The sequence below is a fragment of the Geofilum rubicundum JCM 15548 genome, assembly GCF_000974365.1.
GTDB classification, from domain to species: Bacteria; Bacteroidota; Bacteroidia; order Bacteroidales; family Marinilabiliaceae; genus Geofilum; species Geofilum rubicundum.
On the sequence record NZ_BAZW01000002.1, the window covers coordinates 23,502 to 36,397 of the forward strand.

Consider the following 12,896-nt stretch of genomic DNA (forward strand, 5'->3'; position numbering starts at 1 on the left):
AAAATTGTTGGTTATCTAATGATAGCGATTTTCGTCACCGCTGATTGGCTACCGTCTTCTGAAGCCACAAAAACGAGATAGATGCCTGATTTTACCGCTTCTCCCCATAGGTTTCTTCCATTCCAAAAGGCCTGTCCGCCCACCGAAGTGGTTTCAAAAACCAGTTTTCCTGCAACATCGGTGATTTTTACGGTTGTCTGGGCCACCAAACCGGTGATGGTAATATTGCCACTAAAGTCGGGCCTTACCGGATTGGGAAAGGCATACATATCAGCGTAACTGTCATTTCCTTTGGTGGCGCTGCCCTTATAGGATATGACCCCTTCTCCGGTCGCCATGAAAATTTCTCCCGTTTTTTCATCCATGGCGATGGAGTTGATATAGTTGGAAGGAAGCGGACTGTTATCCGTTGTAAAGGCGCTTATTTGTTTCGATCCGTCCGGAGAAACGAGATAAACACCCGCCCCTTGTGTACCCAGCCATTTTCGGTTACCCGGATCTACCAGTATGCTCGACACGATTTGCCCGTCCAGCAGATAATCCGCCAGGGAGGTACCATCCTCACGGGCAATCTTTATTCTGGAGAAGACCGGTTTTTCTCTGGTGAAAACCGAGTAGGGCTGGTATTGAACCACGACTCCCTTATCTGTGCCCAACCAGATATGCCCATTTTGATCTTCCGCCATGGCATAGATGCTGTTGGTTATTTCAATGCCTTCTTCATCCCAGAGTAAAAGCTGCCCTTGATTTCTGTTATCGGTGTCTTCTGCTTCCGGGATGGCACTTCGGTAGATGTCGTCACTCTGGGTGAGTGGGGTGCTGTTGTCGTTCCAGACAAAAAGACCTTTGGCGTTACCTCTGAAAACGGAGAGCCACATATCGCCGGTTGATGCGGCCATCATGGGCGCCATGCCCATGTTACGACTAATGGCGCCATAGGAATATCTCTGCCATTTGTCTTCCTGTGGGAGATAAGCAACAATGGCGTTTTCAACCGAGGAATTGGTCATCCAAAGCGTGTTGTTTTGGTCGAAAGCCGTGGCGGCTACTCTGATAAACTTCCTGTCATCGTTGAAGATATTGGCCAGGCCATTGTCGGTGGTCAAATAATTTTCTATGACCGTCGGGTTAGCGGTGGAGGCGTTGATTTCAAACAGGCCATTTCCCCAGGACGAAACGAATAGCTGATCGGGATTATCAGGATGCGGGGACAGGCTAAGCAGGTCTCGGGCACCTTGGAACAAGGGATTGTTTTGCGTGGTTAAATGTTGCCAACCGTGGGGGGAAAGGATGGAAAGGGAGGCACTGATTCCCGCATTGTTCCAGTATTCGGCCAAACCTCCCGGAACAAGCCATAAATTTTCTCCTGAAAATTTGAGCTGGTGCGCCTTGTTGCTGACCGGACCATGGGGTAGATACTTATCCCACACATGGCCTTCTCTTTTATTCAGGAGCCCATGGGTGTTGTCAGCCACCCAGATACCATTGTCGCTTGTCATAATGGCATCCCGGAAGGCAGGTGTCTGCACCACTTCACCAATGACGGGACTTCCGATGCTTTCTGTCAGGGAAAAGGCGGTGTCGTAGATTCGAATGGATGGTGCTGAAGTGACAATCAGATGGTTGGATGTGGCCGCCATTTTATGAAAACCATTGAGCGAAGCAATGGTCTGAATTAAATCGTTACTTAAGTAAAGCAGGGTGTTCGAAGCCCCTTTGATTCCCCGTGAAAAAACCACGCCTTCTGAAAATTGCAGGATGCCGGAGTAGTTATTCCGGTCGGTAGAAATGACCTCCCAGGCTTCATATATGTGCATGTTGGGCGCATCTTTCAGAACCCTTCTGACGCCGGATTCCGTGGCAGCATAAAGGTAGGCATCGTCAAAGGCCAGCTGATGGATGGTTAAATTGGTGGCATTGTCGCCAATGTAGAAGGTGGATGAAATTTCCCTTTTATCAATATCTAAAACCATAATGCCAAAATCCGTGGCCACGTATGTCGCTTCGCCCTGAGTTAGGAAATGATTGATCCTTTTGCCGCCTTCCAGTTGTTTGTTTCTGAGGTCGTTGATATTGATGATGTGATGGTCTTTGATGATGTCGATATTGCCGTTTTCATACCCGATCAGAACGCTGGAATTGGCGCTGTTATAACTGAGGGCCGAAATGTTATAGTCCGAAAGCCCATTCACTTTTGTAAAGGTTTGAATGGAAAAATCATTTTTTTGTACCATCACCAAACCAAGCTTTGTGGCTCCAATAATTTGGTCCGGTGTTTCGATGATTTCAAAAGTCTGATTAAAGGCAAAATGAGATTTCCATTCGCCAACGAGCATCTCTTCACTACTCTGTGATAGTGCCATTTTTGGAAGGAGTAAGGCCAGAAGGATGAAAATGAGATGCTTCATTTTTAAGATATTTGATGGATAAAATTAATGAGTTGCTCCACCGCTCGTCCACGGTGACTGATGCTGTTTTTGGTGGCTGCATTCATCTGGGCAAAGGATTGGTCAAAGCCTTCAGGTTTAAATATGGGATCATATCCAAAACCACCTTGTCCCATAGGTACCTCCAGTATTTCACCATTCACAATGCCTTCAAAAAGGAACTCCTGCTGCTTATAGATAAGCGCTATGACCGTTCTGAATCTGGCTTTTCTATTGGCTTGTCCCTGCATTAAGGACAGTACTTTTTGCATATTGGCCACACTGTTTTTTTCTTCCCCTGCATATCTGGCGGAATAAACCCCTGGTTCTCCATTTAGGACATCTACTTCCAGACCTGTATCATCGGCAAAGGTATCTAATTGAAACTTTCGATATATGGTCTGGGCCTTAATCAACGCATTTTCAGTGAGATCGGTCCCGGTTTCATCAATTTCTTCAGAAAATCTTAATTCATTAAGGCTCACCAATTCAACGGAAGGAGTTATCAATTGTTGTATCTCTTCCAGTTTATGTTGATTATGGGTGGCAAATAGGAGCTTCATTTATAAACATTTTTATGGACATTGGTCATTACAGATACACCTTCTTGCGAAATTAAGAAAAAAAAACCTCCGGATGGTCTCAGGAGGGCTTTTTGTCTGGCAAGGAAAGAGGCATTATCCAAAATTGCCATAACCATATTTCATTAAGTCGTTTCTGGGGTTGATAACCATCACCGGTATCTTTGCATCATTGGCGATCATGTATTGCTCCTGGGCGCCCAGCACATAGTCGTGAAAGGCAATGTCCCGGGTGGTCATGATAATAATGATATCTGCTTCCCGGTTTTTGGCAAACTCGATGGTTTCCTGACTAAAAGAACTTTCATTTTTGGAAAGCACCAATTCGAAATCAATTTTGCGCTCCTCTAAAAAGGACTTGCAAAAAACTAAGTTGGCTTTAGTTCTGGGTTCTACCACGCCTTCTTTGGTGGTGGCTGAGTAAAGCAGCGTTTTAGAAGGAAAATATTTGGCCATGAATTGCACCCACTTCAACTTTTCTTTGTTCTCTGATTTAAAGTCGACCGGAAAAACCAGCTTGAGGGGCTCTTCGTTCGATTTTGGGGGGCCTTGCACCACTAAAAACGGAATTTTTGAACCAACAATAACCTTGAGCGCCCAACTGCCGGTAACCTTTTGTAAGCCTTTCATCCCATGTGTTCCCATCACTATGAGTGTGGCTTCAATTTCATGGGCTACCTGGTTGATGGTCTTGAAAATAGAACCTTCCCGTATCAGGCCAATGGGCTTAACATTGTATATCTCGTGAATCTTTTGGATTTCAGCCTCCAGCTGTTGCTCCATCTCTTTTTGCTCAGATTCTTTTTTGACGATATGCAGTAGGGTTATCCCTGCATTCAGATTTTTGGATAAGTTGACCGCATGTGCAACAGCATTCATAGTTACCTCAGTGAAATCGTAAGGCACAATAATGCTATGATTTAGGGTTTCCATAATTGTAACAAATTCAGAGGTTATTTTGGGAAATAAATATACTACTTTTGTCAAAAGTAACACTCTTTTATGAAAAAAAAATTAAAATCCATTAATTTGTGGCATTGGAAACTTTTATTTCCAATTTCTGATCAGGTGGGCCTCAGGCCCTGTTTGGGTCTGTTGGTAAAAGAGCTGAGGGGTATGGTCAAAAAAAAGACCTATGGTTACATAATAGTTCTAACTTTGAATGTGTACTTAGCGGGAGCTTTGAACCGTTTTTAAATAGTAGTTTGATACGGACTTTACATATATACAGAGGTGTCTTTATGAGTGATCAAAACTTTGGTGATTTGTTGGGTGGTATCGGTTTTGGTGCTGCAATGGCAGAAGGAATAATTTATGGAGCTCTGCTTTTATTGCTGTTATTATTGTTGTTGTTTTATTTAAGAAAACTATTTTTCCAAAAAGTGGAAGCGTTAACGAATATCCGGGTGGAGCGGGCCATGAAAGTTAAAGAGAAGGCCTTACGCATTCGTTCGGGACTGGATTCTGAAACGGTTGGAATGACCGGGGGCAGGGAGAAGGTAAAATCCACCAAATATAAAAGTGTAACAGTGCTTTTTGCCGACATACAGGGGTTTACAAAAATTGTCGAACATCTGAATCCAGATTCTTTAATAGATGAACTGGATCATTTCTTTTTCAGGTTTGATTCCATTGTGGAAAAGCACGGTATAGAAAAAATTAAAACCATTGGAGATGCCTACATGGCAGCCGGTGGAATACCGGATAAAAGTCGGATTCATTCCGTAAAAATGGTGCTTGTGGCCATGGAGATTCATGATTATATGTTTGCTCTGCGGGCCGGAAAAATTGAACAGCATCAGGATTTTTGGGAGCTTCGCGTCGGGGTACATACCGGACCGGTTATTGCCGGCCGGGTCGGGCGCAATAAAACCTCACTCGACATATGGGGTGATACGGTCAATATTGCCAGCAGAATGGAATCTTCGGGGGTACCCGGAGAAATAAATATTACAGGAACCACTTATTTGTTGGTAAAAAGTTTTTTTGTGTGTGAATATCGGGGTAAAATGCCGATAAAATATAAGGGGGAGATTGATATGTATTTTGTGAAAGGAATTATTCCGGAATTATCGGTCAATGGCGAGGGCAAAGAGCCCAATGAACTTTTTCATATCCGTTTGCAGCATATCCGGTTCAGTGATTTGGAAGAGGCCATTATGGAACGTTTGGAAAAGGAGCTGCCCAAGGACATTTACTACCACAATGTGAAACACACCATTGATGTGGTTACTCAAGCCGAGATAATTGCCAGAGGCGAAGGTGTTTCAGAGGAAGAATTGCTCTTGCTTAAAACGGCTGCTCTGATGCACGATACAGGTTTATTCTCTCTTATGAAAAGCATGAACAAAGTAGTATTGAGTTGGCCCGAGAGGTCCTCAGGCGCTTTGATTATTCAGAAGAGCAAATTGGCCAGGTGGTGGAACTGATAGAAGTGACACACCCCAAAGCCAAACCGGTCAATAAACTTCAGTACATTTTAAAAGATGCTGATTTGGACTATTTGGGGCGTTCCGATTTTATCAGTGTTTCCGATCATCTTTATCACGAGCTTCAGGAATACAATGGAAAGATGTCATCGCACGAGTGGAATAAAAAGCAATTTGACTTTATCTCCAAACATAAATATTATACAGAAACGGCGCGTAAAATGCGTCAGGTAAATAAGGATAAACAATTGGAGAAGCTTAAAATAATGACCCAGGTGAACGCTAAGGAAGATGCTTAGTGACCCAACTATTACCCCATGATTGTTTTCATACTCTTCTATTTTTCTTACATTTGTTGTACTAGATCCTCAAATCTAAACAAACCTCTTAGTTGGAGCATTAGCGTTCAAGGTTTTGAATATTTATAACTGTCATCTTAATGTTTAAGAAAATGAAAAATGTAGAAATGGAAAGCAAGCTTCCAAATATGATTGGGCCCGGAACCAAAATAGTTGGCAATATCGAAACCAATGGGGATATTAGGATCGATGGAAACATTGAAGGTAATATCAATTCAAAAGGTAAAGTGGTCGTTGGCAATAATGGGTTTGTGAAGGGCGAAGTTCTTTGCAGTAATGCTGAAATTTCAGGAACCGTTCATGGAAAAATGGCCATAACCGAACTCCTTTCTCTGAAGGCCAGTTCTAAAGTCAACGGCGATATAAAGTCAGGTAAGCTTTCTATTGAGCCAGGCGCTTTATTTTCAGGAACCTGTTCTATGGGAAGCACCGCTTCATCGGGCCCGGTCATCAACCGGGAAGAGAAAAAATAAGGATCACTCAACTTAAAATGCCAACAAAATGATAAACCCGGGAGCGCCCGGGTTTTTTGCAGCATGATATTTTGTTTGTTTCCTAATATTTGTAACTTAACTGTCCAATAAACTCGTTTTATGGTAAAGGTTTTAGTTAAAGAATTGATCCTTGGCTTTCTGTTTCTTGTAACCGGATTGTTTTTTTTCACCAGTTTTGAATTAGAAATTTTCAAAAAATGGGTGGTTTTTTCGCTGGTGACGACCTTACTGATGATGGCGGGAACGTTGTTGGTTAATTTTTTATTAAACATTGGGTTTGATATGCCTGGCCTGGCTTTGGCAGGGATTATTCTGTTGAGCCAGATCCTTCTTTTGTCACTTTTATTCATTTTTCTTGAACCTGACAGGACAAATCACCGTATAGTGGCAAAAGCCGGTACCCTGTCTTACCTTCTTTTTTTAGGGATAGATATTTACTGGAAAGTGAAATGGATGTTTCCGCCAAAAAAGCGAAAGCGTTTAATTCATAAGGAGAACAAAGATTTTTAATTTTGATAATTGGTCCTGGAAAGAATGAGAGCTCTTAAAAACTTAGTCTTTCTATTGTTGTTTTTTGTGCCGGTTTTAGCTTTTGCGGCACCTGAAGAAACAAAAGAAGATGCGCCAGAATTTGATGTGACCGGCATGATCATGCACCACATTGGAGATGCTTACGATTTTCATATCATTTCTTTCACCAACGGAAGGGGAGAAAAGGTGCATGTTTCTTTGCCATTGCCGGTTATCATTTGGCATGAGGGCCACTTGCAAATTTTTATGTCTTCCAGGTTTCAAGGAGGAGCGGCCCTGGTAGCTGCCGGAGATGATTATCTAAAACTGTACCATGAAAAGGTTTACCTGACCGATGCTGAAGGCACCATCTATTATGATGATGCGCACCAGGTGCTGAATCCAAAACCGCTCAACCTGTCCATCACCAAAAATGTGGCCAGTATGCTTTTGGCTTCTCTGTTATTAGCCATGGTTTTTATTTCGGTGGCGCGGGTTTATGCCAAACGCGGCGGACTTTCTGTTCCCAAGGGGCTTCAATTGGCCATAGAACCTGTTGTGCTCTATATCAGAGACGACATTGTGGGCGCGCAGATTGATAAGGATAAAGTGAACAAATTCCTGCCCTTTCTGCTCACTGTTTTTTTCTTCATTTGGTTCAATAATATGCTGGGCTTAATCCCCTTCTTTCCGGGAGGAGCCAATATGTCCGGCAATATTTCCTTTACCCTGACGCTGGCCGTTTTTACATTTTTTGCCACCAATCTTTTTGGATCCAGGCACTACTGGAAGGAGATATTATGGCCGCCGGGGGCTCCGGTTTACGTCAAATTGTTTTTAATACCCATAGAATTTATCGGGATGTTCACCAAACCTTTTGCGCTCATGTTGCGTTTGTTTGCGAACATCACGGCAGGTCATATTATCGTGTTAAGTCTGACTTCCATTATTTTTGTCCTGCAATCCATTTACGTGGCGCCTTTATCTGTTTTATTGTCGCTCATGATTTTTTCACTGGAATTTCTTGTGGCCTTGTTGCAAGCATATATTTTCACCTTATTATCGGCGCTGTTTATTGGGCTGGCCGTGAATGAACATCACTAATCATTAAATTTAAACAACATGGAAGGAATGAGTTTAACGGTAATTGGTCTGGGCATCATTGTTTTGGGAGCTTCTCTAGGTATTGGCCGAATTGGACAGGCTGCCATGGAAGCCATGGCGCGTCAGCCTGAAATTAGTTCTAAAATACAGACCGCAATGATTGTTATTGCCGCGCTTATTGAGGGAGCCGCACTTTTTGCGATCGTCGTTGCCTGGTTAAAAGGGTAGTAATGTTATAAAAAGAATGAATTATGGGGATTCTGACGCCGGATCCCGGGTTGGTGTTTTGGACCAGTCTTTCATTTATTACGCTTCTCTTAATTTTAAGAAAGTATGCCTGGAAACCTATCCTGCGTGCGCTTAAAGTTAGAGAAGAGTATATTGAATTCTCTTTGAAAGACGCTGAACAAGCGAAAGAAGAGATCAGAAAGATGGCTGAAACCCGCAAGCAGATGATGAATGCAGCCCGTCTCGAAAGAGAGGGCTTGATTCGTGAGGCCCGGGAATTGAAAGAAGAAATAATTGAAGAAGCACGAGCTGCGGCCAAACTGGAAGCTGCCAGAATGGTTGAAAAAGCGCGGGAACAAATTGACCGGGAACGAAAAGAGGCGGTTGCCAATATTCGTCAGCAGGTGGGCTTGATGTCCCTTGAAATTGCTGAAAAGATTCTGAAGGAAGAATTGGTGAGCGAAGAGAAACAACAGTCCGTCATTGAGAAGTATCTTCAGCAGGTTGATTTTAATTAAACAAAGATAATTGTATGAATGCCAGTTTAATTACAGTAAGGTATGCCAGCGCTCTTTTCCAATTGGGGAAGGAGGAGGAGCTGTTGCTGGATCGGCTCTATGCCGACTGTTCTTTTTTACTGGCCAGTACTCGGGAATCAAAAGAGTTGACGCAGTTTCTGGAAAATCCCATTGTCAAGCCCGGTGTTAAGAAGAAGGCCCTGGAAAATGTCTTTAAAGATCATCTGGATGACCATACGCTACGCTTTCTGAATATTATCATTGATAATAACCGGGAAAGTTTATTGGCGAATGCTTTGGTGGATTTTATAGATATGTATCGGGATTATAAAGGGATAAAAAGTGTCACTGTTGTCACAGCAGTACCTGTTGATGAGGTTTTTAAACAGCAGATTCGTCAGGTTATTGAAAGCCATTTCTCCTGCAAGGTGGAGTTGGAATGTAAGGAAAATCCGGATATTTTGGGCGGTCTTATCCTAATGATGGATGGGAAGCAGGTGGATGGCAGTGTGATCGGGCAATTGCGTGCCCTGAAAAAGAAAATGATGATTAATTAGATAATCACGTAATGGAACAAATTAAACCTTCAGAGGTATCGGGACTTTTGCGAAAGCAAATTGAAGCTTTTCAGGTTGATTCGCAGCTGGAAGAGGTAGGCACTGTATTGCAGGTGGGCGATGGTATTGCCCGCGTGCACGGCTTGTACAATGTTAAATCCAATGAACTGGTAGAATTGGATAAATGTATGGGTGTGGTGCTCAACCTGGAACAGGACAATGTGGGTATTGTGCTGTTCGGACCTTCCCATTTGGTGAGCGAAGGTGATACGGTCCGTCGAACCGGCCGCATTGCCTCCATCCCCGTTGGTGATGGCATGGCCGGTCGCGTGGTCAACTCCCTGGGAGAGCCGCTGGATGGAAAAGGGCCCATTTCGGGAAAATTGTACGATATGCCCCTGGAGCGAAAGGCACCGGAGGTGATTTTTCGTCAACCGGTTAAAGAACCCCTTCAAACGGGACTCAAGGCCATTGATTCAATGACCCCTATTGGTCGTGGACAGCGCGAATTGATTATCGGCGACCGCCAAACGGGTAAAACAGCCATAGCCATTGATGCCATTATCAATCAAAAGTCTTTTTACGATAAGGGCGAACCGGTGTTTTGTATTTATGTGGCCATCGGACAAAAAGGGAGTACGGTGGCCCAAATTGTGCGCACGCTGGAGCAACATGGCGCCATGGATTATACGGTGGTGGTTTTGGCCACTGCCTCTGATCCCGCAGCCATGCAGTTTTATGCACCTTTTACCGGTACGGCCATTGGCGAGTTTTTCCGGGATACCGGTCGGCATGCCCTGATTATATTTGATGATCTGTCCAAACAAGCCGTTTCTTACCGTGAGGTTTCCTTGTTGTTACGTCGTCCGCCCGGTAGAGAGGCTTTTCCCGGAGATATTTTTTACCTGCATTCCCGTCTGTTGGAAAGAGCGGCTAAGATTATTGATTCCCAGGAGATTGTTGAGAAAATGAACGACCTGCCGGCGTCCATTGCTTCCATTGTCAAGGGAGGAGGTTCCCTAACCGCCCTTCCAATTATTGAAACGCAGGCCGGTGATGTTTCGGCCTACATTCCCACCAATGTTATTTCTATTACCGATGGCCAGATTTTTTTGGAAGTCGGTTTATTCAATGCCGGGATTCGTCCCGCCATTAATGTTGGCATTTCTGTGTCCCGCGTTGGCGGAAATGCGCAAATCAAATCGATGAAGAAGGTGGCCGGAACCTTAAAGCTGGACCAGGCGCAATACCGCGAGCTGGAAGCTTTTTCCAAGTTTGGTTCTGATTTGGATGCGGCTACCATGGCTGTGTTGGATAAGGGACGGAAAAATGTACAATTATTAAAGCAGGCCCAATATCAACCGATGCCCGTGGCCAATCAGGTGGCCTTAATTTATTGTGGCACGCGTGGATTGTTGCGGGATGTGCCTTTGGAGAAAATGGCTGAATTTGAGCATGATTTTATTGAGCATCTGGAATTGCGCCACAGTAAAGTGCTGGAAGAGATTGGTGCGGGAAAATTGGATGAGACTACCGAGCTTTGATGCGCGAGGTAGCCGAAGACTTAAGCCTGAGGTACCGGGCCCATGAAGAATCCTGAGCGACATGGCAAACTTACGAGACATAAAAACAAGAATTGGTTCGGTTAAGACTACCCGTCAGGTGACCAGTGCCATGAAAATGGTTTCTGCTGCACGGCTTAAGAAGGCACAGGATAATATTTCACATATTCGGCCTTATACCAGTCGGCTGGCCGGAATTATCCAAGACCTGACATCCACTCAGGAGCAAACGCTGTGTGGCGACTGCTCTGTACCAAAAGATTCAGAAGGACCTGTTCTTGTGGTGGCCATTGCCTCGAACCGTGGCTTGTGCGGGGGGTTTAATGTGAATGTGGTTAAGGAGGTTCAGTCTTTATTGGATACCACCCTGAGGGACGATTTCCGCCAAGGAAAGGTGCTGATAGGGGTGATGGGAAAACAAGCCGAAAAGATGTTTAAGTCGCGTAACTTACCTGTCGATTTTGTCTATCATGACATGCTTATCGCACCCACCTATTCCTCTATATCCGATTTTGCCAATCAGTTAATGGCCGATTTTCGGAAGGGAGAATTAAAACGGGTTGTGTTGGTTTACAACGAATTTGTCAATGCCGCCGTACAGGAAGTGCAGACGCACCAGTTCTTGCCTTTTTCAATTCCGGAACAGCCCAAGGGGGCTGAGTTGATGGATTATCTGATAGAGCCGGATCCGGCTACCATTATCCAGCAATTGGTACCAAAGATGTTACAGACCATGATGTATCAGGTGGTTTTGGAGTCTGCCGCCTCTGAGCACGGCGCCAGAATGACCTCCATGCATAAGGCCACCGACAATGCCACCGATTTAATTCGCGATTTGGAATTGAGTTACAACAAAGCCCGTCAGACCGCCATTACCAATCAAATTGTAGAGATAACCGGCGGTGCTGAGGCTTTGAGTAAAGGCTAATAATTGAGTGATTTGCCGGTGGCAGCCAGAAAAATATTGTGCCTTTTTACAACCGGCAGGATTTCGATGAGTCGACTGAGCTGAATGAATCCGATTTTATAGGCGAAAACCGGGCCTTTGTATTCTTCTGAAACCGACTGAAAATCAAAATGCCTGAGAATGTCTGCATCGCTATACCTGAGATAAATCTCAATGGCGTGATCCTTTGAGTATTGAAAACCACTGAAATAATTGGCCTTTTTGTATTCATAGCGGTAATTGTGCATCAAAGCTGTGATGTCTGACAGCACAGCCGATCCGGTTGGATGTCCCCCGGCTCCCTTGCCAAACATAAACTGCTTATCGTAGGCCAATCCTTTAATAACGACCCCGTTAAACTCCTCTTCCACACTGTAGATGTATTTGTCTTTCCCCACAAAGCGGGGTAGGACAAAGAGGGATATGCGGTTTTCTCTGAGTCGCTCCACCTGTCCCACCAGCTTTATTTTAAAACCCTTTTCCCGGGCATAATTGATGTCAAAGTCCGATATGTTGGAGATGCCATACGTCAGTACTTCTTTGGGGTCAACGGCGATACCAAAACTGTGCATGGTCAGAATAATAAGTTTGAACAAGGAGTCGTAGCCCTCCACGTCAAAGGTGGGATCGGTCTCGGCAAATCCTTTGTCCTGAGCTTCTTTCAGCGCCTCTCCATAGGCCTGGTTTTTATCGAAGACCTGTGAAAGAATGTAGTTGGAGGAGCCGTTAAGAATGCCGGTGACCGAGAGCAATAGGTCATTGTCGTAATACTCTTCCAAATTCCGAATGACCGGAATGCTCCCGCAGGCCGATGCTTCATACAACAGCGAAACCTTGTGTTCCTTCTGCAACTGAACCATCTCTGTCAGGTTCTCTGCCAGCATTTTCTTATTGGCAGAAACCACATTCTTTCCCAGTTGCATGGCCCGTTTAACAATGTGGTAGGCTTCTTCAGAATCGTTGATCAGCTCAACAACGGTATTGATTTTGGGGTCGTTCAGAATGTCGTCGGCATCGTAGCAGAACAGCTTGTCGGGCAGACTTCTGTTCTTTTTTGATTTTACACAAATTTTTGAAATGGCCTTATCCAGAGCGGGGGATTGGCTCAGGACCTCGTAGAGGCCCTGACCAACCACGCCAAAACCGAACAGTCCAATATTTAGTTTCTGGTGTTTACTCATA

General features: G+C 44.4%; 14 protein-coding genes. 10 read left to right on the forward strand and 4 right to left on the reverse strand.

Features of this window, described 5'->3' with window-relative positions; all coding sequences use genetic code 11:
* Positions 1 to 11: 11 nt before the first annotated feature.
* From porZ to JCM15548_RS01490, 3 genes are all read right to left on the reverse strand, one after another.
* A complete protein-coding gene (gene porZ / locus JCM15548_RS01480) occupies positions 12 to 2,408 on the reverse strand; it encodes a type IX secretion system anionic LPS delivery protein PorZ (RefSeq protein ID WP_062122126.1) in 2,397 nt (798 codons plus the stop codon).
* 2 nt (positions 2,409 to 2,410) lie between these two features.
* Entirely contained in the window at positions 2,411 to 2,989 is a 579-nt protein-coding gene (locus tag JCM15548_RS01485; RefSeq protein ID WP_062122127.1) for a non-canonical purine NTP diphosphatase, read from the reverse strand.
* Positions 2,990 to 3,103: 114 nt separating this feature from the next.
* Complete coding sequence (locus JCM15548_RS01490) at positions 3,104 to 3,940, reverse strand: universal stress protein (RefSeq protein ID WP_062122241.1); 837 nt, start codon at positions 3,938 to 3,940, stop codon at positions 3,104 to 3,106.
* Positions 3,941 to 4,248: 308 nt separating this feature from the next.
* Between JCM15548_RS01490 and JCM15548_RS01500 the strand changes: the two genes are divergently transcribed.
* The 10 genes from JCM15548_RS01500 (at position 4,249) to atpG (ending at position 11,696) form a co-directional block, all read left to right on the forward strand.
* Positions 4,249 to 5,436, forward strand: a complete 1,188-nt coding sequence (locus JCM15548_RS01500) for an adenylate/guanylate cyclase domain-containing protein (protein ID WP_227625324.1) — start codon at positions 4,249 to 4,251, stop codon at positions 5,434 to 5,436.
* Complete coding sequence (locus JCM15548_RS22545) at positions 5,427 to 5,735, forward strand: hypothetical protein (protein WP_227625325.1); 309 nt, start codon at positions 5,427 to 5,429, stop codon at positions 5,733 to 5,735. Before JCM15548_RS01500 ends, JCM15548_RS22545 begins: the two co-directional genes overlap by 10 nt.
* Positions 5,736 to 5,887: 152 nt before the next feature.
* The gene (locus tag JCM15548_RS01505) at positions 5,888 to 6,268 is read left to right on the forward strand and encodes a bactofilin family protein (RefSeq protein WP_062122242.1); all 381 of its coding nucleotides are present in this window, start codon (positions 5,888 to 5,890) and stop codon (positions 6,266 to 6,268) included.
* A 120-nt stretch (positions 6,269 to 6,388) separates the two neighbouring features.
* Positions 6,389 to 6,799: a hypothetical protein gene (locus tag JCM15548_RS01510; protein ID WP_062122129.1), complete on the forward strand. Its 411-nt coding sequence runs from the start codon at positions 6,389 to 6,391 to the stop codon at positions 6,797 to 6,799.
* 24 nt (positions 6,800 to 6,823) lie between these two features.
* Positions 6,824 to 7,903, forward strand: a complete 1,080-nt coding sequence (atpB, locus tag JCM15548_RS01515; protein ID WP_062122130.1) for a F0F1 ATP synthase subunit A — start codon at positions 6,824 to 6,826, stop codon at positions 7,901 to 7,903.
* Positions 7,904 to 7,921: 18 nt separating this feature from the next.
* Positions 7,922 to 8,131, forward strand: coding sequence for an ATP synthase F0 subunit C (gene atpE / locus JCM15548_RS01520; RefSeq protein WP_062122131.1), 210 nt, complete (start codon positions 7,922 to 7,924; stop codon positions 8,129 to 8,131).
* A gap of 23 nt (positions 8,132 to 8,154) precedes the next feature.
* The gene (gene atpF / locus JCM15548_RS01525; RefSeq protein WP_062122132.1) at positions 8,155 to 8,649 is read left to right on the forward strand and encodes a F0F1 ATP synthase subunit B; all 495 of its coding nucleotides are present in this window, start codon (positions 8,155 to 8,157) and stop codon (positions 8,647 to 8,649) included.
* Positions 8,650 to 8,663: 14 nt separating this feature from the next.
* Entirely contained in the window at positions 8,664 to 9,206 is a 543-nt protein-coding gene (atpH, locus tag JCM15548_RS01530) for an ATP synthase F1 subunit delta (RefSeq protein ID WP_062122133.1), read from the forward strand.
* An 11-nt stretch (positions 9,207 to 9,217) separates the two neighbouring features.
* Positions 9,218 to 10,750 carry a F0F1 ATP synthase subunit alpha gene (gene atpA / locus JCM15548_RS01535; RefSeq protein ID WP_227625326.1) on the forward strand — a complete coding sequence of 511 codons (1,533 nt, stop codon included), beginning with the start codon at positions 9,218 to 9,220 and terminating at the stop codon, positions 10,748 to 10,750.
* 61 nt (positions 10,751 to 10,811) lie between these two features.
* The gene (gene atpG, locus JCM15548_RS01540; RefSeq protein ID WP_062122134.1) at positions 10,812 to 11,696 is read left to right on the forward strand and encodes an ATP synthase F1 subunit gamma; all 885 of its coding nucleotides are present in this window, start codon (positions 10,812 to 10,814) and stop codon (positions 11,694 to 11,696) included.
* Here atpG and JCM15548_RS01545 read toward each other — a convergent pair.
* Positions 11,693 to 12,895, reverse strand: a complete 1,203-nt coding sequence (locus JCM15548_RS01545) for a homoserine dehydrogenase (protein WP_062122135.1) — start codon at positions 12,893 to 12,895, stop codon at positions 11,693 to 11,695. The genes atpG and JCM15548_RS01545 overlap by 4 nt on opposite strands.
* Position 12,896 lies beyond the last annotated feature (1 nt).